This window comes from Paenirhodobacter ferrireducens (genome assembly GCF_004022265.1).
Classification (GTDB): domain Bacteria; phylum Pseudomonadota; class Alphaproteobacteria; order Rhodobacterales; family Rhodobacteraceae; genus Rhodobacter; species Rhodobacter ferrireducens.
This window is the reverse complement of the sequence record NZ_SAVB01000028.1, coordinates 34860-54635: the sequence shown is the minus strand read 5'-3', so window position 1 is coordinate 54635 and position 19776 is coordinate 34860. Positions and strand designations below refer to the sequence as shown.

Annotated in this window: 17 protein-coding genes and 1 pseudogene; 2 read left to right on the top strand and 16 right to left on the bottom strand. The window is 68.6% G+C overall.

What is annotated here, in order from left to right; genetic code table 11:
• The 10 genes from EOW65_RS18085 to EOW65_RS18040 all read right to left on the bottom strand — a co-directional run bounded on the left by EOW65_RS18085 (window position 1) and on the right by EOW65_RS18040 (window position 9226).
• Window positions 1-840, bottom strand: coding sequence for an ABC transporter permease (locus tag EOW65_RS18085; RefSeq protein WP_128151807.1), 840 nt, complete (start codon window positions 838-840; stop codon window positions 1-3).
• Between the two features lie 19 nt (window positions 841-859).
• On the bottom strand, window positions 860-1852 hold the full coding sequence (locus EOW65_RS18080; protein WP_240664775.1) for an ABC transporter permease: 993 nt from the start codon (window positions 1850-1852) through the stop codon (window positions 860-862).
• Between the two features lie 40 nt (window positions 1853-1892).
• Window positions 1893-3440: an ABC transporter substrate-binding protein gene (locus EOW65_RS18075; RefSeq protein WP_128151803.1), complete on the bottom strand. Its 1548-nt coding sequence runs from the start codon at window positions 3438-3440 to the stop codon at window positions 1893-1895.
• Window positions 3441-3588: 148 nt separating this feature from the next.
• Window positions 3589-5151 carry an FAD-dependent oxidoreductase gene (locus EOW65_RS18070; protein WP_128151801.1) on the bottom strand — a complete coding sequence of 521 codons (1563 nt, stop codon included), beginning with the start codon at window positions 5149-5151 and terminating at the stop codon, window positions 3589-3591.
• On the bottom strand, window positions 5144-5542 hold the full coding sequence (locus EOW65_RS18065) for a 4Fe-4S dicluster domain-containing protein (RefSeq protein ID WP_128151799.1): 399 nt from the start codon (window positions 5540-5542) through the stop codon (window positions 5144-5146). The genes EOW65_RS18070 and EOW65_RS18065 overlap by 8 nt, the downstream gene beginning before the upstream one ends.
• Window positions 5539-6261 (bottom strand): ABC transporter ATP-binding protein, encoded by a 723-nt coding sequence (locus EOW65_RS18060; RefSeq protein ID WP_206364096.1) that lies wholly within the window; start codon window positions 6259-6261, stop codon window positions 5539-5541. The genes EOW65_RS18065 and EOW65_RS18060 overlap by 4 nt, the downstream gene beginning before the upstream one ends.
• Window positions 6262-6313: 52 nt before the next feature.
• The gene (locus EOW65_RS18055; protein ID WP_128151795.1) at window positions 6314-7060 is read right to left on the bottom strand and encodes an ABC transporter permease; all 747 of its coding nucleotides are present in this window, start codon (window positions 7058-7060) and stop codon (window positions 6314-6316) included.
• Complete coding sequence (locus tag EOW65_RS18050; RefSeq protein ID WP_128151793.1) at window positions 7053-7916, bottom strand: ABC transporter permease; 864 nt, start codon at window positions 7914-7916, stop codon at window positions 7053-7055. Before EOW65_RS18050 ends, EOW65_RS18055 begins: the two co-directional genes overlap by 8 nt.
• 9 nt (window positions 7917-7925) lie before the next feature.
• Entirely contained in the window at window positions 7926-8975 is a 1050-nt protein-coding gene (locus EOW65_RS18045; RefSeq protein ID WP_128151792.1) for an ABC transporter substrate-binding protein, read from the bottom strand.
• Window positions 8976-8977: 2 nt separating this feature from the next.
• Window positions 8978-9226 (bottom strand): hypothetical protein, encoded by a 249-nt coding sequence (locus tag EOW65_RS18040; protein WP_128151790.1) that lies wholly within the window; start codon window positions 9224-9226, stop codon window positions 8978-8980.
• Between the two features lie 57 nt (window positions 9227-9283).
• Between EOW65_RS18040 and EOW65_RS18035 the strand changes: the two are divergent.
• Window positions 9284-9650, top strand: a pseudogene (locus EOW65_RS18035) (transposase); the annotation flags it as partial.
• Between the two features lie 497 nt (window positions 9651-10147).
• Here EOW65_RS18035 and EOW65_RS18025 read toward each other — a convergent pair.
• The 6 genes from EOW65_RS18025 to kdpF are packed head-to-tail and all read right to left on the bottom strand — an operon-like array spanning window position 10148 to window position 17981.
• Window positions 10148-10834, bottom strand: coding sequence for a response regulator (locus tag EOW65_RS18025; RefSeq protein WP_128151788.1), 687 nt, complete (start codon window positions 10832-10834; stop codon window positions 10148-10150).
• Window positions 10831-13524, bottom strand: a complete 2694-nt coding sequence (locus EOW65_RS18020; protein ID WP_128151786.1) for a sensor histidine kinase — start codon at window positions 13522-13524, stop codon at window positions 10831-10833. Before EOW65_RS18020 ends, EOW65_RS18025 begins: the two co-directional genes overlap by 4 nt.
• 8 nt (window positions 13525-13532) lie before the next feature.
• Window positions 13533-14111, bottom strand: coding sequence for a potassium-transporting ATPase subunit KdpC (gene kdpC, locus EOW65_RS18015; RefSeq protein ID WP_128151784.1), 579 nt, complete (start codon window positions 14109-14111; stop codon window positions 13533-13535).
• Between the two features lie 10 nt (window positions 14112-14121).
• Complete coding sequence (gene kdpB / locus EOW65_RS18010; protein WP_128151782.1) at window positions 14122-16146, bottom strand: potassium-transporting ATPase subunit KdpB; 2025 nt, start codon at window positions 16144-16146, stop codon at window positions 14122-14124.
• A gap of 53 nt (window positions 16147-16199) precedes the next feature.
• Window positions 16200-17885: a potassium-transporting ATPase subunit KdpA gene (gene kdpA / locus EOW65_RS18005; protein ID WP_128151780.1), complete on the bottom strand. Its 1686-nt coding sequence runs from the start codon at window positions 17883-17885 to the stop codon at window positions 16200-16202.
• Window positions 17886-17894: 9 nt separating this feature from the next.
• Window positions 17895-17981 carry a K(+)-transporting ATPase subunit F gene (kdpF, locus tag EOW65_RS20440; protein ID WP_121534678.1) on the bottom strand — a complete coding sequence of 29 codons (87 nt, stop codon included), beginning with the start codon at window positions 17979-17981 and terminating at the stop codon, window positions 17895-17897.
• A gap of 359 nt (window positions 17982-18340) precedes the next feature.
• Between kdpF and EOW65_RS17995 the strand changes: the two genes are divergently transcribed.
• On the top strand, window positions 18341-19561 hold the full coding sequence (locus EOW65_RS17995; RefSeq protein WP_128151778.1) for an amidase family protein: 1221 nt from the start codon (window positions 18341-18343) through the stop codon (window positions 19559-19561).
• Window positions 19562-19776: the final 215 nt, after the last annotated feature.

The window sequence follows — 19776 nt, the reverse complement described above, 5'->3', positions numbered from 1 at the left end:
TCAGCTCCTCCGGCGCGACAGGCGCGGGTTCAGCGCGTCATTCAGGCTTTCGCCGATCAGGTTCAGCGCCAGCACCGTCAGCACGATCGCCACGCCCGGAAACAGCGACAGCCACCACGCCTGACGGATCACCGTGCGCGCCGCGCCGATCATGTAGCCCCAGCTCATCAGGTTGGGATCGCCGAGGCCGAGAAACGACAGCGAGCTTTCCAGCAGGATCGCCGAGGCCACCATCAGCGAGGCCATCACGATGATCGGCGAAACCGCGTTGGGCAGGATCTGGCGCAAGATGATCGCCGGCGTCGACAGGCCCTGCAAGATCGCCGCCTCGATATATTCGCGCTGGCGCAGCGACATCACCTCGCCGCGCACCAGCCGCGCCACCGGCGGCCAGGACACGATGCCGATGGCAAGCGTGATCGACACCACCGAGGGCTGGAAGATCGCCACGATCACGATGGCGAGGGCGAAGCTCGGCACGGTCTGGAAGAACTCGGTCACGCGCATCAGCAGATCGTCGATGCGGCCGCCGAAATAGCCCGCGAGCGCGCCGACCGGGATGCCGATCAGCAACGCGGCAAGCGTCGAGACCAGCCCCACCAGCAGCGACACCCGCCCGCCATAGGCCAGCCCCGCCGCCACGTTGCGCCCGACCGTATCGGTGCCGAGCGGGAATTTCATCCCCTCGAACGGCGGCACGAAGGGACGCGCCACCATCTTCCACGGGTTGCCCGGAAACAGCAGCGGCGCCAGCAGCGCGACCGCCACGATCGCCGCCAGCAGCGCCAGCCCGATGATCCCGCCCTTGTTGGCGCGGAAACGGTGCCAGAAATCTTTCATCACAAGTCTCCTGTCCCTGTCACTGCGCGCGGATGCGGGGATCGACGATCCCGTAGATCAGATCGGTGATCAGGTTGAACACGATCACCATCGCCGCCGAGACGAAGAACACCCCGAGCAGAACGTTGTAATCGCGCTGTGTCAGCGCCTCGAACATCAGCCGGCCGATGCCGGGCCAGGCGAAGACGGTCTCGGTCAGCACCGCGCCGCCGACCAGCTGGCCGGCCTGCAGCCCCGCCAGCGTCACGATCGGCAACAGCGCGTTGCGCAGGATGTGGCGCCGTTCGATCACGGCGCGGGACAGGCCCTTGGCGCGCGCGGTCTTGACGAAATCGAGCTGCGCCACCTCGAGCATCGAGGCCCGGGTCATGCGCGAATAGACCGCCATGAAGAACAGACCGAGCGACAGCGCCGGCAGCGCCAGATGCTGCGCAATGTCGAGCGCGCGGCGAATCCCGGTGAAGCCCGATCCCACCGTCTCGTAACCGAAGGGCGGCAGCCAGCCGAGCACCACCGAAAACAGCAGCACCCCCATCAGCGCCGCCCAGAACAGCGGCGTGGCGTAAAACAGCAGCGCCACGGTCGAGATCAGCGTGTCGGACCATTTCCCCACCCGCGACGCCGCCAGCACCCCCGCCGCGACGCCGAGGATCAGCGACACCGCAAAGGCCGAGCCGGTCAGCAACAGCGTCGCCGGAAGCCGGTCCATCAGCAGATCGAACACCGGCATCTGCTGGCGATAGGAGAAGCCGAGATCGAGATGCAGCACATCCCAGACATATTTGCCGAGCTGCATGTAAAGCGGCTGGTCGAGGCCGAACTTCTCGCGCAGCTGCGCGAGGAACACGTCATCCGTGGCCCCGGCCTCGCCGGCCATTACCACCGCCGGATCTCCCGGTGCGGCATGGATCAGCAGGAAATTCAGCACCAGAATGGCCAGCAGCACCACGGCTGCCTTGGCCAGCCGGGCGGCGATACGGGTAGCGATCTTCATGAATGTCGTTCCGCGCATGAAAGTCCCCGGCGCGCTTGCCACGCACCGGGGAACGGGGTCACTTCTGGATCCAGGCGTTCTTGAACCCGTCGTTCAGGCCGATGCCCGTGGTGACGAGATCCTTGACCGAGCAGCGGCTGATCGTCGGCATCCCCATGTCGAGCAGCCAGGCGTTCGGCACCTCGTCGACGAGGATCTTCTGCACCGCGTCATAAGCGGCCTTGCGTTCAGCCGGATCGACGGTGCCCGCACCCGTGTCGAACAGCGCATCGACCTTCGGGTTCGAATAGCCCTCGACGTTGTTCCAGGGCGAGCCCTTCTTGATGTTGCCCGACACGTAGCTGCGCGACACCCCAAGCGCCGGATCGCCATACTGATACAGATAGGTCGTCGACAGGTCGTAATCCCAGTCCGACAGATGCTGGTTCCAGCCCGCCACGTCGGTCGAGACGATCTCGACCTTGATGCCCACATCGGCGAGGTTCTGCTTGATGACCTCGGCGAGGCGCATCCAGGTCTCGCCATAGGGCATCGGCACCAGCTTCAGCACCTCGCCCTTGTAGCCCGAGGCCTTGACCAGTGCCTTCGCCTTCTCCGGATCGTAGGGCCAGGGCTTCAGGTCGGTGTCGTTGTAGCGGGTGGAGCCGGCGAAGGGGCCGTTCGGGATCTGCCCGAGGCCGTTGAACAGCGAATCGCGGATGAACTCGCGGTCGAGCGCATACAGGATCGCCTGACGGAATTCCTTGCTCGCGGTCGGGCCCTGACGGTTGTTCAGCCACACCCAGGACTGCGGGCCGAAGAACTCCCAGCCGGATTGGGTGATGCAGGTATTGGGCAGCGCCTTCACCCGGTCGATGTCGAAATTCTCGATCGAGCCGGCGGGCAGGATGTCGACCTGTCCGGTCTCGTAGGCCACCGCGCGCGAGGCGGCATCGGGGATCACGTGCCAGTAAACCTCGTCGAGGTAAGGCTTGCCCTGATCCCAGTAATCGGGGTTCTTCACCAGCTTGATATACGACCCCTTCACCCATTCGGCGAACTTGAACGGGCCGGTGCCGATGGGGGTGTTGTTGGCCGGGTTGGTGGCGAAATCGGTGCCTTCGTAGATGTGCTTCGGCACGATCGGCATCGAACCGACCTCGAAGCTGTTCAGGAACGGGCCGAAGGGCGATTTCAGGCGGAACACCACGGTACCCGCGTCGGGCGCGGTGATGCTTTCGACATGATCGAGCACGGCGCGGAACCGCGGATGGGTCTTGCGCAGGAACACGTCGGCGCTGAACACCACGTCATCGGCCGAGAACGGCTGTCCGTCATGCCACGTCACCCCGCTCTGGAGGTGGAAGGTATAGGTCAGACCGTCGTCCGAGACCTCCCAGCTTTTCGCCAGCGAGGGCATCGGGTTCAGCTTGGTGTCGTAGCGCAGCAGCCCTTCGTAGATGTTGCCCGCGACCTGCTGGGCCGGAGCGTTCTGCACGAGGCCGAGCATCAGGCTCGGCGGTTCGGGCTGGATGACGACATTCGCCCGCCCGCCGGCGACCGGATCAGCCAGCGATGGCGCCACGGCCAGGAAACTCGCGACGACGGCCGCCAGAATGCGCTTCATGAAAATTCTCCCTTGTCGTTTGGACATATTCTTGTGCCTTCACGGCGCGAAGTCGCCTCCGCGCCCGAGGATGGAGAAATCATTCGGCCATCGCCGTCAGCGGCGCAAATAGGCCTGAGCTATCGCTGCGATAAGCGAGACGTCCCCTTCACCGAAGCGTCATGTCGAGCCCCCGCCCCGCAAGCCGCCTCTGCCATGTGCAAGGAGATGTCGCGGGAAAATCCGTGCGCTGATGCACGCCCCGGCTTTCCGTCCTGGCAAGGGCGGCGCTGGCGCCTGTCCGGGCGTGGAACAGCATGCCCGACAGTTCCCGCGCAAAAAGCGCGCTGCGCGCATCCGCGGCGCGCGGGGCGGTCTGCAGCTCATCTTCAAGTTCGGCGGTGAGCGCCAGAGTCTCGTTGAGTGTCCGGTCGCAGCGAAAGCCATTGCGGCGGATCGGCAGGACCTCAGCCTGAAGCGCCTGCAGCAGCGGCCGCACCGCCGCGATCCGGCGCCCGGACACGGGCTCCCTTGCCCGCTCCCCGCGCCCCGGCGCGCCCTCGCGGGCCGAGCGCGCAGCTGCCAGCCCCGCCCATCTGCCGGAGGCAAGCGTCCAGGCCGCGTTGATCGCGCCCGCCCCCGACGAGGCCCCGACCAGCATCTCGCGCGAGGCGGCATCGCCCGCCACCCAAAGCCCCGGCACCGACGAGGCGCAGTCCGGTCCTTTGACGACGATCCCGCCCGAACCGCGCACCGAGCCTTCGAACATCGGCTCGACCTCGAATTTCTGGGTGAACGGGTCCACGCCAAGCCGGTCGAACTGGGTGAAGAGATTGGGCTGCCCGGCCCGCAGGAACGGGCGGTTCGCCTCGGGCACCTGGGTGAACTGGCAAAAGACCGGTTCGTGCCCGAAGAGCGGGGCGGCCGCGGTGCCCATGACGCCATAGGGCGAGGACCAGCCGAGATGCACCTGATGCCCGGCCGCATCGAAGAACGCCGCCTGCAGCAGATAGCCGTTCTTGTCGACCGACCCGCCTTTCGGCACGATGCCGTAATAGTTCGAGAATTCCATCCCCGACCACTCGGCACCAAGCTCGGCCGCCATCAGCAGCGCATCGCCGGTATTGACGCTCGAGCCGATGCAGCCGCTGCGCAGCGCCGACCCGCCGGCCGCCATCACCACGGCACGGGCGTCGACCCGCCAGCGCTGGTCCTTCTGCCGCAGCACCCCCTCGGCACCGGCGCAGCGCCAGGCGGCATCCATCAGCAGCGAGACCGCCGGCGCATGATCGAGGATGGTGACCCCCGCCCGCAGCACGAGCCGGCGCATCTCGCGCAGATAGACTGGCCCCTGCACCACCACCTGCCCGCCGCGCCCGCTGCGATAGGTCGGATCGCCGACATAGCCGCGGCTCTCGGCAAAGCGCGGCCAGCTGGCCCATGTCTCCGCAAGAACGCGCTCCATCCAGGCCTCGTCGGCAAGCCCGCAGGCATCGACGGCCTTTGCCGCCATCGCCGCGGCGCGCCCTTCCGGCGCCACCCACCAATGGCCGATGGTCGCCGCGGCGCCAACGCCGGAAGCCCCGCACCAGCCTTTGTCCACCAAGATCACCTCGGCCCCGGCCGCGCGGGCCGCGAGGGCGGCCCAGGTGCCGGCCGGGCCGCCGCCGATCACGAGGACATCTGTCGCAAGATGCAGCTCCGCGCCGAAATGCCCGGCTCCGTCAGCCATGATATGCCTCCTTCCCGGGCTGTGCGCCCGGTTGCAGCGCCATGGGCGAAACCCCGGGGGCGGCCTCCGGCCGTTGTGAGAGCGCGAGCGCCTCGTCGAAACTTCGGGGCGGACGGCGGCCCTTGCCCCAGCCAAGCCGCGCCCGATAGCTGCCGAGAAGCTGACGCTCCGCCAGCTCCGCCTCGGTCGGCGTCAGGGCCGGCCGCCGTTCGGCCGCCACATAGAGCGCATCGGTCGGGCAATGCGCCTCGCACAGGAAGCAGGTCTGGCAATCCTCCTTGCGGGCGATCACCGGAAGCCCGTCCTCGGCCCGGTCGAACACATCCATCGGGCAGACCCCGAAGCACAGATCGCAGCGCACGCAGCGGCTGAGGGACACAAGCTCGATCATGCCACGACCTCCGCAGGCGTTTGGGCCAGCGCCGCCAGAAGATGGCCGCGCAGCTGCGAGAACGCCTCGGTGTCGCGACTGCGCGGCCGCGGCAGGGCGAGTTCGACCACCTCGTGCACATGGCCGGGGCCGGGCCGCATGACGACCACCCGATCCGCCAGATAGAGCGCCTCCTCGATGTCATGGGTGACGATCAGGATCGAGACCTGATGGGCCCGCCAGATCTTCAGCAGCTCTTCCTGCATCCGGGTGCGCAGGATCGAATCGAGCGCCCCGAACGGCTCGTCCATCAGCACGAGATCGGTTTCCACCGCCAGCGCCCGGGCGATCGCGGCGCGCTGCGCCATGCCGCCCGAAAGCTGCCGCGGATAGCTTTCTGCAAAGGCGTCGAGCCCGACGAGGGCGATATAGCGCGCCGCCCGCGCCTGCCGCTCGGCCGCGGTCATGGCGAGCGGCTCGAGCGCAAGCTCGACATTGCCGCGCACCGTGAGCCAGGGCAGCAGACGATGGTCCTGAAACACCACCGCGCTGCCCTGCCCGGCCGTGGTCACCGGCACGCCCGCAATCGCAAGCGTGCCGCTGTCCGGGGTTTCAAGCCCGGCGATGCAGCGCAGCAAGGTCGACTTGCCGCAGCCGGATGCGCCGATCACGGCGATGATCTCGTTGCGCCGGAGCTCCAGTCCGACATCCGCGAGTGCGCGGAAGGGCACGCCGTTCACGGGGAAGGATTTAGAGACGCCGGAAACGGACAGAAGTGGGGAGGTTTTCATGTCAGGTTGCCTTGTCGAGGTGACGGATCAGACGGGCGCCGAGCGCGTGGAGCGCGACACCGATCAGGGCGAGCGCGAGCACGCCCACGAGGGTGATATCCATGCGGAACTGCTCGCGCCCGCTCGCGATATAGGCGCCAAGGCCGCGGCCGTTGCCGATCGCGTATTCCGCGCCCACGGTTCCGATCCAGGCGGAGATCAGCGCGATCTGCACGCCCACGGCGATCGAGGGCAAGGCCGCGGGCAGATAGAGCGCGGTGATCCGCCGCCGCGGCGACAGGCCGAGCACCTGCACCAGCTCGACGAGCCCGGCCGGGGTCGCGCGCACCCCCTGCTGCGTCGCCAGCACCAGCGGGAAGAACGTGCCGAGGGCGATGAAGACGATCTTCGCCGTCTCGCTGGTGCCGAACCACGCCGTCAGCAGTGGGATCCAGGCGAAAAGCGCGATCTGGCGCAGGGTGTCGATGCTTGGCGACAGCGCCCGGCCGAGGGGCCGCGACAGGCCGAGGGCGAGGCCAAGGCCGATCCCGGCGACGGCGCCGAGACTGCCGCCAAGGGCAAGCCGCACCAGGCTGGCGCCAAGGGCGGCCCAGATCTCGCGCCCGTCCGGGTCGGTGACGGGCACCTGCAGAAGCGCGACGGGAGACACCGCCATCGGACCGCCCAGCAGGTGGTTTTCGACGGCAAGCGACCAGGCGGCCAGCGCGGCCGCGGGGAGCACCAGCCCCTTCCAGGACAGCTCAGCCATCGTCGCCCATCCTTGCGCGCAAGGCCCGCTCGCCTCCGCGCAGCAGCCGGTCGAGCGCGATGCCGGCGGAACCGACGGCGATCATCCCGACGATGACCAGGTCCATCTGGAAGAGCGTCCGGCCCCAGACCATGAGATAACCAAGGCCATCGGTGGCGGCGAGCATCTCGCAGGTGACGAGCGACACGAAGGCCTGACCGGAGGCGAGGCGCAGGCCCGAAAACAGCGTCGGCACCATCGCCGGCAGGCGGATCCTCCAGAGCTGCCGCAGCGGCGAGAGCCCGAGCACGCGCCCAAGCTCGGCGTAGCGCGCCGGCACCGCGCGCCAGGCGTCGCGGCTGGCAATCGCCACCGGCACGAAGCAGGCCTTGATCAGGATGATGACCTTCAGCACCTCGTCAATGCCGACAAGCAGGATCAGCACCGGAATCCAGCCCAGGGCCGGCACCGCGGCGATGGCGCGGAAACTGGGGCCAAGCCAGTCTTCGGCGCGCGGCGAGGCGCCGAGCAGCAGGCCGAAGAGAAATCCGAGCGGCGCGCCGATCAGCAACCCCACCGTCAGCCGCCACAGGCTGATGCGGGCGGCCGACCACAGCTCGCCGCTGTGCGACAGCTCGCCGAGTGTCGCGAGAACGCGGCCGGGTGCCGGCAGGATATGCTCGGAGACCAGAGCGCATTCCGCCGCGAGCTGCCACAGCAGCAGGCCGGCGAGCGGCGAGAGCCAGGGCAGCGCCCGGAAGGCCGCGCGCTGCAGGGTCCGCGCGCGCCGCAGGGCCGGTTGCCGCGCAGGCCGCGCGCGCCGCGCGAGGGGCGCCGCGCCCTGCCCGGGAACGGTGCTGACGGAAAGATCGCTCATCGTCCCGCCTCAGTTCGTACCGGTGGCAGGCCGGTCGGGCCAGACCGCCGCGAGCCCCTCGTCCTCGAGCGACTTCGCAAGGAAACGGCCATCCGCCCAGGCGGCAAGATCCAGGGTCTTGCGGGTCAGTTTCTGCGCTCTGGTGAACGCGAGCGCACTTGCGAAGCGCTGCTCGAACACCGCATCGAGGCGCGGATCATAGGCCTGCCGGAAGTCGGTATCGGCGTTCGACCGGCGAATGAGATCGACCGGTGTGCCCGCCCGGTTCCAGATCCGGAAGGCCTCTTCGCGGTTCGCCGGATCGGCCAGCCAGGCAGCCGCCCTGACATAGCCGTCGACGACCTTCTGCGTGGCCTCGGGATAGGCGTCGCGGAACTGCCGCGACACGAGGAAGCCGCCGAAACCCGAGACCTCGCGGTCGTCGCGGGCCGAAGAGAAGACCACCTTCGCCACCCCCTTCTGCTCGAGCGGCAGCAGGAAATCGGCGCCGAACACCGCGTCGACACTGCCCGCACTGATCGCGGCGAGCTGATCGGCGTTCTTGAGGTCGATCAGCGTGATATCCTTTTCGCTCAGCCCGGCGTGCCGCAGCGCCTCGAGCGCCGCCCAGTGGATGATCGTCGCCTTCTGCAGCGCGACGCGCTTGCCTTTCAGGTCGGCGAGGCTCTCGATGCCGCTGCCGGTGCGCGCGACGGCGAAGATGTTGGTGCCCTGCGTCGAGGCGACGATCACGGTGTCGAGCCCGTTCGCCGCGCCGACGATGTTCGGCACCGCACCATAGGAGGCAAAGTCCACCTGCCCGTTGGCGAAGGCCTCGTTGATCGCCGGGCCGGTGCCGGTGAAATAGGTCCAGTCGAGCTTGACCCCGGTGCCCTTGAACTCCTCGGCGATGAAGCCCTTGGCATCGGCGATCGCCAGCAGCCCGACGCCGAACGGCTTGCCGAACCCGAAGCCGACATCGCCGAAGCGGATCTCCTGCGGAAGCCCGCCGGCAATCGCGGCGGCACCCGACATCAACGCAGCCGCAAGGGCCGACAGCACTGTAAATTTCCTGAACATCGTCATCTCCGGCTGGTTGGATCTGACGCCAGATTAAAGACGATAATAACGATCGCAATTATAGATGAATGATGTGGGCGAATTCGCTGAATCTGTTCTGCCGGACGATGGTTGCAAGAAAAAGGACGCGCGACGTTGCATCGCGCAGACGAATATTTTTCTTCTTGCTGCGGCAGACCGGGCCGGTGAACCGCCGCAGGTTTGCCGCCGGGGGGACGTCCGTTGTCGTGGTTATAGGTGTCGGTGGCCATCGGGGTTCCCGGCAGGGTCGGGTTGCGACAACCAGCCTGCCCCGAAGGACAGCCCCGATGACCAACCCCATGATGGATCTCCGCGCGCTCCTGAAGAGGAACGGAGATGCCGGTCTGCCGCGTGAGAGGATCGGCTTTGCGGCCGAACGTCTGAGGGAGTTGGAGGTCGGCGCCAAGACCTGCACCGACTACGGCGAGAAGACCCCGAGCGGCTGGCGCAGTATAACGGCCAGCGCGGGCGAGACCGGCAGACGCGGGCCGGCAGCGTCGAGCTGCGCACCGGCACCTGTTCTCCATCCGCTCTCGAGCCCCGGCGCTCGGTGGAGCGGGCGCTGACGGCCGTCATCCAGCTGGCCGGATCGTCTCCGTCGCCGTGACGATCGCGGCGGGCGTGAACACCGATGGCCGCCGCGACGTGTTGGGCAGACCGAGGAATGGACCGACCAGAGAGGCCGTTACATGACGCCCGAAACGCTCGCGCCGGTCTGTGAGGGTGTCATGGTCAGCCTGCCTGCTGCGCAGCGCAACTGACCAACCCGGCCCGCATCAGAGCGCGAGGCCCACCGAAAGTGACACCACCGGCGGGGACACTATCCGGGGCTGGCGCGGCTCGACCAGTCTGAGCGATGCCGGGCCGCGCGTCTGTTCGCGATGTCGCGCGGCCACAGAACGAGCACGAATGATGCCGACCGCTTGCGGAAACACCTCCAGCGCTTCGCTCTCGGCTGGGCCATGGTGACGTCATCGCGGCCATAATCCTGGCCGGGCGCGGCGCAGCAGATGAACGGCCGGCGGGGGAAAGTCGCACCGCGGCAAGGGCGGGATCCGGGCTCTCGCAAATGGGCGGGTCTTTCATCCGCTCATACGCCCCTCCCCCCACCCGCCTCTGTATGCTTTGGCGAAGCGTGGTCCGCGCCTGGCCTATCTGTCGGCCAGGCGATAGCCGGCCCCCGGCTCGGTGAAGATCCAGCGCGGGTCGGCGGCATCATCGCCGAGCTTGGCGCGCAGCTGGCGGATATAGACGCGCAGATACTGGCTGTCCTCGGCATGGGCCGGCCCCCAGATCGCCTTCAGGATCATGTCCCGCGTGACCAGCCGCCCGGCGTGGCCGGCCAGAAGCCACAAGAGATCGAATTCCTTGCGCGTCAGCTTCAGGTCCTCGCCCGACAGGCTGGCGCGGTGCTCGGCCGCATCAATGACCAGCGGCCCCAGAGTCAGGATGGCGGGAGCCGCGTCCCGCGCCCGGTCGCGCAGCAGTCCGCGCAGGCGTGCCAGCAGCTCTCCGGTCGAGAACGGCTTGGTGACATAGTCTTGCGCTCCGGCATCCAGCGCAGCGATCTTGCCGGCCTCGTCGCTGCGCACCGACAGCACCAGAACCGGCACCTGTGACCATTCGCGAACCGTCTTCAGCACCGAGATCCCGTCCGCATCCGGCAGGCCGAGATCGAGAATGATCGCCGCCGGCGCCTCGCGCGCGGCCAGTGCAATGCCGTCCCGCGCCGTCGCCGCCTCGGAGACGACATGGCCTTCGGTCTCCAGCGCGACGCGCAGAAAGCGCCGGATCGGCGCCTCGTCCTCGACGATCAGGATGCGGGCAGCGGCGGTCAAGCGGATACCTCCGGGTTCCAGAGCGGCAGTTCCATCACGATCCGCGTGCCGCGCCCGTCGGGATGCACGGCCCCGGCGCGGATCGTGCCGCCATGGGCTTCCACGATCCCCTTGCAGATGGCAAGGCCGAGGCCGGTTCCCGCCTGTCCGCCGTCGCCCTGCTCGGCGCGCCAGAACATGTCGAAGACATGGGCGGCCGCGCCCGGTGGCAGGCCCGGCCCCTCGTCCTCGACCGACAGCACCGCTCGCCCGCGCGACGGACGCGCAGCGATCCGGATCGCGCGGCCCGGCCCGGCATATTTGCAGGCATTCTCGAAGATATTGACCAGAACCTGTTCGATCAGCACCGGATCGACCTGCGCCGGCGCCATGTCGACGGGGATCGCCACCTCCATCGGATGGCCCCGCAGCGGGCCGCGCAGCCGGTTGCGGGCCGATCCCACCAGCTCCCGCAGGTCGGTGGCATGGGTCTTCAGCGTCAGCGCGCCATGGCCGAGACGGGTCATGTCGAGCAGGTTCTGGATATAGCGGTCGAGCCGGTCGCCCTCGTCGCGGATGGTCTCGGCAAGGGTGCCGCGCGCCTCGGCGGTCAGGCCGGGTTGCGTCAGCCCCTCCGCCGCACCGAGGATCGACACCAGCGGCGTGCGCAGATCGTGACTGACCGAGGACAGCAGCGCGGTGCGCAGCCGTTCGGTCTCGCTTGCCACGCGGATCTGCGCCAGATCATCGGCAAGCCGCACCCGCTCCAGCGCCAGCGCCACCTGATCGGCCAGCGCTTCGACCAGCCGCCGGTCGCCGGGGGGCGGCTCGCGCCCGTCCTCGTAGGCAAGGCCCAGGACGCCGATCCGCCGCTCGGCGGCCAGCAGCGGCAGGAACAGCCAGCGCGAGGCGGGCAAGGTCTCCGAGCCCTTGCCCGCGGGTTCGCCATGCGCATGGGCGTAGGTCGCCGCAGACAGTTCGCGCGGCTCCATCCGGTCCTCGGGCGGAAAGGCCCCGACAATCGCAAGCTGCCCGTTTTCGTCGGGCAACAGCAGGATCGAGTGGCATTCGAGCACCGCGGCGACATGGCTGACCGCCGCCCAGACCACATCGTCGACGGAGGCCGCCGCCGCCGCCCGGCGCGAAAAGTCATAAAGCTTGCGCGTCCGGTCCGAGATCGCCCGCTGCGCAACGGCCCGGTCGCGCAGCCGTGCGGCGAGATTGCCGGTCAGGATCGAGACCGCAAGGAACAGCAGCAGCGTCACGAACTGGCCCCGGTTCCAGATCTGCAGCGTCATCCGCGGGTCGGTGAAAAACAGATTGTAGGCCAGGAAGCTGAGCACCGCAGCCGCAACCGACGGCCGGCGCCCGAGCGTCGCCGCAACCGCCACCACCACCGTCATGTAGAGCAGCGACAGGCTCAGCACCGGGATCAGCCGCTCGGCGCCAAGGGCGAGCAGCGTCGTCGCGCCAACCGCCAGCGCGACAAGGCCGAGCGGGCGCAGCTGGGCACGCAGATCGGCCCGGGCCGGCCGACGGCGCTGACGCTGGCGCGCCGGGCTTTCCTCGTCGGTGACGAGGGTCAGCTCGAACTGCGTCGCGCCGCGCAACAGGCCGGCGACCACGGCCTCATGCGGCGAGGGCGACAGCCAGCGCGCAAGCCGCGCCCTGGGGGCGGGCCGCGGCACAACGATACGGCGGACATTGTACCTTTGCGCGAAGTCCAGCACGTCCTGGGCGGCGTCGCGTTCGGTCTGCAGCACCGTCACCTCGGCCCCCAGCCGTTCGGCCAGACGCAGCGAGGACGTGCCCGGATCGCCCGCAAGATCGCGCCGCGTCTCGGCGCGCAGGCTGGTCAGCGCCACCGCCAGCCACTCGACCCGCGCCCGGTCGGCCGAGCGCCGGGCGATCCGCACCGCGTCGCGGCCGACGGCGCCTTCGGGCAGGACGACGAGGATCCGCTCCTGCGTCGGCCAGGGGCCCTCGATCGCGTTTGCCGCCATGTGTTCCTTGAGCTGCGCATCGACGCGGTCGGCGGCGGTGCGCATGGCAAGCTCGCGCAGCGCCGTCAGGTTGCCCTTGGCGAAGAAGTTCGCCACCGCCCGCGCCGCCTGGTCCTGCACATAGACCTTGCCCGCACGCAGCCGCGCGATCAGCTCGTCCGGCGGCAGGTCGATCAGCTCGATCTCGTCGGCGAGTTCAAGCACCTGATCGGGCACCGTCTCGCGCACCCGGATCCCGGTGATCCGCGCGACGGTGTCGTTCAGCGTCTCGACATGCTGGACATTCATCGTCGTGTAGACGTCGATCCCGGCGGCGAGCACATCCTCGACATCCTGCCAGCGCTTCTCGTGCCGGCCCCCCGACAGGTTCGAATGCGCCAGCTCGTCGATCAGCGCGAGGCCGGGAAGGCGGGCGATCAGGGCGTCGACATCCATCTCCTGCAGGATATGGCCCTGATGATAGACCGTCCGGCGCGGCAGGACCTCGACGCCGCGCAGCATCGCCTCGGTCTCGGCGCGGCCATGGGTTTCCACCACGGCGGCCAGCACGCTGACGCCTTCGGCCGCGCGATCGCGCGCGGCCTGCAGCATGGCGAAGGTCTTGCCCACACCGGGCGCGGCGCCGAGAAAGACCTTCAGCCGGCCCCGGCCTTCGCGGCGGGCTTCGGGCAGAAGGGCCTCGGGTTCGGGGCGGGAGGGTTCGGACATCTGACCTCTCAGTTCGCCGCAGCAGGCGCCACCGGCGTCGCCGCGTCAAGGGCAAGGTTGGTCAGCAGGACGTTGACGCGCGGCTCGCCATAAAGGCCGAGCCATCGGCTTTCGGTATGGGCGGCGATGATCCGGCTCACCTCGGCAAGGGGAAGGCCGCGGGCCGCAGCGATGCGGGCCGCTTGCCCATGGGCGTTGGCGGGCGAGATCTGCGGATCGAGGCCGGACCCCGACGCGGTGACCGCGTCCACGGGGGCCGTGCCGCCATTCGCGGCCTCCCAGGCGCTGCGCCGGGCGGCCACCTCGCGGCGCAGCGTCGCCGAGCTCGGGCCGAGGTTCGAGGCGCCCGAGGGCATGGCGCTGAACGCCGCGGCCGAGGGGCGCGGATGCAGATAGCGCGCGCCCGCGAAGTCCTGCGCGATCAGCCGCGAGCCGATCACGCTGCCGTCCTGCACGATCAGGCTGCCGTTGGCGGCGGCGGGCACCAGCGCCTGCGCGATGGCGGTGATCGCCAGCGGATAGGCGAGGCCGGTGAGAAGGGTCATGCCCGCAAGCAGGACGAGGGCGGGGCGGAACAGGGTCAGCATGGATGTCTCCTTACACAAGGCCAAGGGCGGTGACGGCGATGTCGATGGCCTTGATCCCGATGAAGGGCACGATCAGCCCGCCCAGCCCGTAGATCGACAGGTTGCGCCGCAAGAGCGCCGCGGCGCTCGAGGGCTGGTATTTCACCCCGCGCAGCGCCAGCGGGATCAGCGCGACGATGATCAGCGCGTTGAAGATCACCGCCGACAGAAGCGCGCTTTGCGGCGAGGCGAGCCCCATGACGTTCAGAACGCCGAGCCCCGGAAAGGCGGCGACGAAGATCGCGGGCAGGATGGCGAAGTATTTCGCCACGTCATTGGCGATCGAGAAGGTGGTCAGCGCGCCGCGCGAGATCAGCAGCTGCTTGCCCACCAACACCACCTCGATCAGCTTGGTCGGATCGCTGTCGAGGTCGATCAGGTTCGCCGCCTCCTTCGCGGCGGGCGTGCCCGAGTTCATCGCCACCCCCACATCCGCCTGCGCCAGGGCGGGCGCGTCGTTCGAGCCGTCGCCGCACATCGCGACCAGCCGCCCGCCCGCCTGTTCGCGGCGGATGTAGTCGAGCTTCATCTCGGGCGTCGCTTCGGCCAGGAAATCATCCACCCCCGCCTCGGCGGCAATCGCGGCAGCGGTCAGGGGATTGTCGCCGGTGATCATCACCGTGCGGATGCCCATCGCGCGCAGTTCCGCGAAGCGCTCGCGCACGCCAGGTTTGATGACGTCCTTCAGATGGATCGCGCCGAGGATCACGTCGTCTTGCGCCACCAGCAGCGGCGTGCCGCCCGAACGGGCAATCTCGTCGATCTTCGCGCGCAACGCCGGATCGGCGGAGCGCCCCACGAACCGCTCCACGGCATCCACCGCGCCCTTGCGCAGCTGCCGGCCCGGCAGATCGACGCCGGAAAGCCGGGTCTGGGCGGAGAAGGCGACGGACTCGCCCATGTCCGGGGTCTCGCCGGTCAGGGCAGGGAGCAGCCGGCGCGCCAGATCGACGATCGACTTGCCTTCCGGCGTGGCGTCGCTGAGCGAGGCAAGCCAGGCGGCACGGACCAGTTGTGTCTCGCTCACGCCCCGGGCCGGATAGAAAGCATCGGCCATCCGGTTGCCGAAGGTGATGGTGCCGGTCTTGTCGAGCAGCAGCGTATCGACATCCCCCGCAGCCTCGACCGCGCGCCCGGATTTGGCGATGACATTGGCGCGCACCAGCCGGTCCATGCCGGCGATGCCGATCGCGGACAGCAGCCCGCCGATGGTGGTGGGGATCAGCGTCACGAACAGCGCCGCAAGCGTCACGACCGGGATCGCGATGCCCGAATAGCGGGCGAAGGGGGCGAGCGTGACCACGACGAAGAGGAAGATCAGCGTCAGCCCGGCAAGCAGGATGTTCAGCGCGATCTCGTTCGGGGTCTTCTGCCGCTCCGCGCCCTCGACCAGCGCGATCATCCGGTCGAGGAAGCTTTTGCCCGGTTCGGCGGTGATCCTCAGGATCAGGCTGTCGGAAACAATCCGGGTGCCGCCGGTGACCGAGCAGCGGTCGCCGCCGGAGTCGCGGATGACGGGCGCGCTTTCGCCGGTGATCGCGCTTTCGTCGACCGAGGCGACGCCGCGGATCACCTCGGCGTCGGTCGGGATCAGGTCCCCGGCCTCGACGCGCACAAGCTGCCCGGCCCGCAGCGCCGAGGACGGCACCGGTTTCGGCGCGGGGTCGTCCTCGCGGGCGAGCAACCGGACCATGGTTTCGGCCTTGGTCGCGCGCAGGCTGTCGGCGCGGGCCTTGCCGCGGCCTTCGGCGAGCGCCTCGGCGAAATTGGCGAAAAGGACGCAGACCCAGAGCCAGAAGGCCAGCTGAAGGGTCACGCCCCAGCCCGGCGCGCCGATGGCAAGGTCACGCAGGGCGAGAACGGTGGTCAGCCCGGCGGTGACGGCGGTGACGAAGATCACCGCATTGCCGATCAGGGCGCGGGGGTGAAGCTTGGCGAAGGCGGCTTTCAGCGCCGCCGCATAAAGGCCCGGATGGGCGCTCGGGGAGATGGACATGGGGTGTCCCTGAACTGAAGGGGGAAGGCGCGGCCCGGCGGGGCCGCGCGGGATCAGAAGCTGTGTCCCGCCGCCAGGGCGGTCTGTTCCGCGATCGGGCCAAGTGCCAGAACGGGGAAGAACGTCAGCGCGCCCAGGATCGCGACGGTCAAGATCAGCAGCGTCACGAACAGCGGCCCGTGCGTCGGGAAAGTCCCCGAGGTGACGGCGGCGCGCTGCTTCGCGCCGAGCGAGCCGGCAATCGACAGCATCGGCACGATGATGGCATAGCGGCCGAGGAGCATCAGCAGGCCAAGGGTCGTCGTCTGCCACTGCGTCGCGGCGCCGAAGCCCCCGAAGGCCGAGCCGTTGTTGCCGATCGCCGAGGAATAGGCATAGAGGATCTCGCTCAGCCCATGCGGCCCCGCCTCCTGCACCGAGGCCAGCGCCGCCGGCACCGAGGCCGAGATCGCCCCGCCCGCCAGAATGCCGAAGGGCATCGACAGGAAGGCCAGCATCGCGAGCGTCACCTCGCGCGCCTCGATCTTGCGGCCGAGGTATTCCGGCGTGCGCCCGACCATCAGCCCGGCCAGGAAAACCGCCAGAACGACATAGAGCAGCATCCCGTAAAGCCCGGCGCCGACGCCGCCGAAGACCACCTCGCCGATCATCATGTTGACCATCTCGACAAGGCCCGAGAGCGGCATGAAACTGTCGTGCATCGCATTGACCGAGCCATTCGAGGCCGCCGTGGTCGCCGCGGCCCAAAGGGCCGAGAGACCGGCACCGAAGCGCTGTTCCTTGCCCTCCATGTTGGTGCCGAGACCAAGGACCGCGGTGCCGCCCGTTTCGCCCCACCAGATCACCACGAGGCCAAGGACGAACATCACGCCCATGGCGGCAAAGATCGCCCATCCCTGCCGGCGGTCTTGCGCCATCCGGCCGAAGACGAAGCAGAAGGCGACGGGAATGAGCAGGATCGACAGGCACTGGACCATGTTCGACAGCACCGTCGGGTTCTCGAACGGATGGGCCGAGTTCACGCCGAAGAAGCCGCCGCCATTGGTGCCAAGCTGCTTGATGGCGATCTGTGCGGCGGCGGGGCCGCGCGCGATCACCTGATCGGCGCCTTCGACCGTTGTCGCGTGCACCGCGCCCAGCAGCGTCTGCGGCACGCCCTGCACGGCCAGCACCAGCGCCACCACCACCGACAGCGGCATCAGCACATAGAGGACCGAACGCGTCATGTCGGCCCAGAAATTGCCAAGCCCCGCTCCCCTTTCGCCGGTGAAGCCGCGGATCACCGCGATGCCGACCGCCATGCCGGTCGCCGCCGAGACGAAGTTCTGCACCGTCAGGCCGGCCATCTGCGCGAGATAGCTGAGCTGTGCCTCGCCGGAATAGGCCTGCCAGTTGGTGTTGGTGACGAAGCTGATTGCCGTGTTGAAGGCGAGATCCGCCGGCATGCCGGCAATGCCATCGGGATTCAGCGGCAAGGCGCCTTGCAGGCGCAAGATCGCATAGAGAGCAACGAACCCCGTCAGGTTGAAGACCAGTACGGCGAGTGCATAGGCCTTCCAGCCCTGCGAGACATCGGCGCGGATGCCGGCAAGGCGATAGAACCCCCGCTCGAGCGGGTCGAAAACGGGCGAAAGTGGCGTTCGTTCGGCCGCGTAGACGCGCGTCATCAGGCCGGCCAGCGCCCATCCACCCGCCGTCAGCACCGCGCAAAAGAGGAGATATCCCAGAAGATCGTGCATCGTCGCGCCTCAGAACCGGTCGGGGCGCAACAGCGCGAGGATCAGGAAACCGAAAACTCCCGCCGCGACGGCGAGGCCCAGGAGGATGTCGAACATGTCGTCCTCACATCCTGTCGATGAGGCGCAGGGCACCGGCGAAAAGGCAAAAGCCCGCCAGCCCGAGCGCGAGATAGATGAGGTCTGCCATGGCAGTCTCCCGCTGTTGTCATGGTAGGGGGATCGCTCGGACAGGCGTGAAGGGGATATATGAAAGGCAGCGCAGGCGCATAAAGATCGCGTAAAGGGGCGCCGCGAGCGCGCAAGGTCGGGAGCGCAGAGCGCGGCTGCAGTGGCTTGCGACCGCGCGCCTCCAGGGCTTCGGCCCTGCCGTCCGAGCCACTGACGAGCGCCAGTTCGGGGCCGGAACGGAGTGTTGCCGCTTGGTTCTTCGGCCGCGACGTGCTACCCGGGCGGGTATGTCTCCGCTCCCCCCTCCCGACCCGTTCAACGCTCTTGTGGAGGCGCTCGACCTTCCGCCGCGGGGAGACGGCCCGCTGAGCGGCGCGCGCTTCACGGTGAAGGACAATATCGACCTCGCCGGACATCGCACTTCTTACGGCAGCCCCGCCTGGCGCGATGCCCATCCCGCGCCGGTCCACAACGCCCTTTGCGTCGATCAGCTGCTGGCCGCCGGGGCGCGCTGCGTGGGCAAGGCCATCGCGGATGAATTCACCTACAGCCTCGATGGCGAGAGCCAGTTCTTCGGCACGCCGCGCAATGCACGGGCTCCGGACCGGATCCCCGGCGGATCGTCGAGCGGTTCGGCCGCCTCCGTCGCCAACGGGCTGGCCGATTTCTCGATCGGCACGGATTCGGGGGGCTCGGTGCGGGTTCCGGCAAGCCTGTGCGGGATCTGGGGCATGCGCCCCTCGCTGCATCGCATCTCCGAGGCCGGGGTGCTGCCCTTCATGCCGAGCGTCAGCACGGTGGGGATCCTCGCCGCGGGCCTGCCGCTGCTCGAATCCGTGGCGCGTGTTCTGCTGCGCAGCGGGACAAGGCCGGCGCCCTCCAGACGCCGCCTGCTGGTGCTGAGCGACGCGGTCGAGCTTGCCGCCCCCGCCGTGCAGACACAGGTGCGCGCGGCTCTGGATGACATCGCGCGGCGCACCGGCCTTGTCGCCGAGCCGATCCGTTTCGCGCAGCTCATCGGCGAGGACCGGCCTCTGAGCGACTGCAATCTGAAGGCGCTGCGCGACCTGCAGACGGCGGAAGTCCAAAGCACGATCGGCAACTGGATCGAGACCGCCCGACCCGAGCTCGGCACCACCTTCTCGCTGGCTTATGGCAATGTGCTCCGGTTCGACCGGATCGCCGCATTGGAAAGCCTGAAGCGCTGTGAGCGGCTGTTCGAACAGATCAACGCGGCGCTTCCCGCGGGCACGATCATCTGCTTCCCCACCACCCCCTGCATCGCGCCGCCAAAAGGCTCGCTCAGGACGCTCGAGGCGGTAACGGCCTTCTACGATCCCACGATGACCCTCACCGCGTTTTCCGGTGTTGCCCGCCTTCCCGAGATCTCGGCGCCGCTGCTGACGGTCGAGGGATGCCCGGTCGGGCTGTCCTTCGCCGCCGGGCACTATCAGGACGAGGCTCTTCTTCAGGCGCTGTCTGAGTTTCTGCGGCCGCAGGATCGTTGAGGGCGGCGCGGAGCCGATCGCCACAACACTCCGCAGCCCCGCACCCGAGCATGGCGGTCAGGGCCGCAACGGGCCCCTTCCCGACCCGAAAAGGCAGAGCGGGAAACTCCGGCGTCAAACTGTCCGGTTCTCCGGGCATCAGATCAGGCCGGCAGGCCTCGCCGTTTCCGCGCAACGGGGGGGCGCCACCCGCGCGCGGAAACAGGAGACGCAGG

Coding starts and splice junctions, on each gene's coding strand:
- EOW65_RS18085 (WP_128151807.1), bottom strand. CDS start 840: ATGAAAGATTTCTGGCACCGTTTCCGCGCCAACAAGGGCGGGATCATC.
- EOW65_RS18080 (WP_240664775.1), bottom strand. CDS start 1,852: ATGCGCGGAACGACATTCATGAAGATCGCTACCCGTATCGCCGCCCGG.
- EOW65_RS18075 (WP_128151803.1), bottom strand. CDS start 3,440: ATGAAGCGCATTCTGGCGGCCGTCGTCGCGAGTTTCCTGGCCGTGGCG.
- EOW65_RS18070 (WP_128151801.1), bottom strand. CDS start 5,151: ATGGCTGACGGAGCCGGGCATTTCGGCGCGGAGCTGCATCTTGCGACA.
- EOW65_RS18065 (WP_128151799.1), bottom strand. CDS start 5,542: ATGATCGAGCTTGTGTCCCTCAGCCGCTGCGTGCGCTGCGATCTGTGC.
- EOW65_RS18055 (WP_128151795.1), bottom strand. CDS start 7,060: ATGGCTGAGCTGTCCTGGAAGGGGCTGGTGCTCCCCGCGGCCGCGCTG.
- EOW65_RS18050 (WP_128151793.1), bottom strand. CDS start 7,916: ATGAGCGATCTTTCCGTCAGCACCGTTCCCGGGCAGGGCGCGGCGCCC.
- EOW65_RS18045 (WP_128151792.1), bottom strand. CDS start 8,975: ATGTTCAGGAAATTTACAGTGCTGTCGGCCCTTGCGGCTGCGTTGATG.
- EOW65_RS18040 (WP_128151790.1), bottom strand. CDS start 9,226: ATGGCCACCGACACCTATAACCACGACAACGGACGTCCCCCCGGCGGC.
- EOW65_RS18020 (WP_128151786.1), bottom strand. CDS start 13,524: ATGTCCGAACCCTCCCGCCCCGAACCCGAGGCCCTTCTGCCCGAAGCC.
- kdpC (WP_128151784.1), bottom strand. CDS start 14,111: ATGCTGACCCTGTTCCGCCCCGCCCTCGTCCTGCTTGCGGGCATGACC.
- kdpB (WP_128151782.1), bottom strand. CDS start 16,146: ATGTCCATCTCCCCGAGCGCCCATCCGGGCCTTTATGCGGCGGCGCTG.
- kdpA (WP_128151780.1), bottom strand. CDS start 17,885: ATGCACGATCTTCTGGGATATCTCCTCTTTTGCGCGGTGCTGACGGCG.
- kdpF (WP_121534678.1), bottom strand. CDS start 17,981: ATGTTCGACATCCTCCTGGGCCTCGCCGTCGCGGCGGGAGTTTTCGGT.
- EOW65_RS17995 (WP_128151778.1), top strand. CDS start 18,341: ATGTCTCCGCTCCCCCCTCCCGACCCGTTCAACGCTCTTGTGGAGGCG.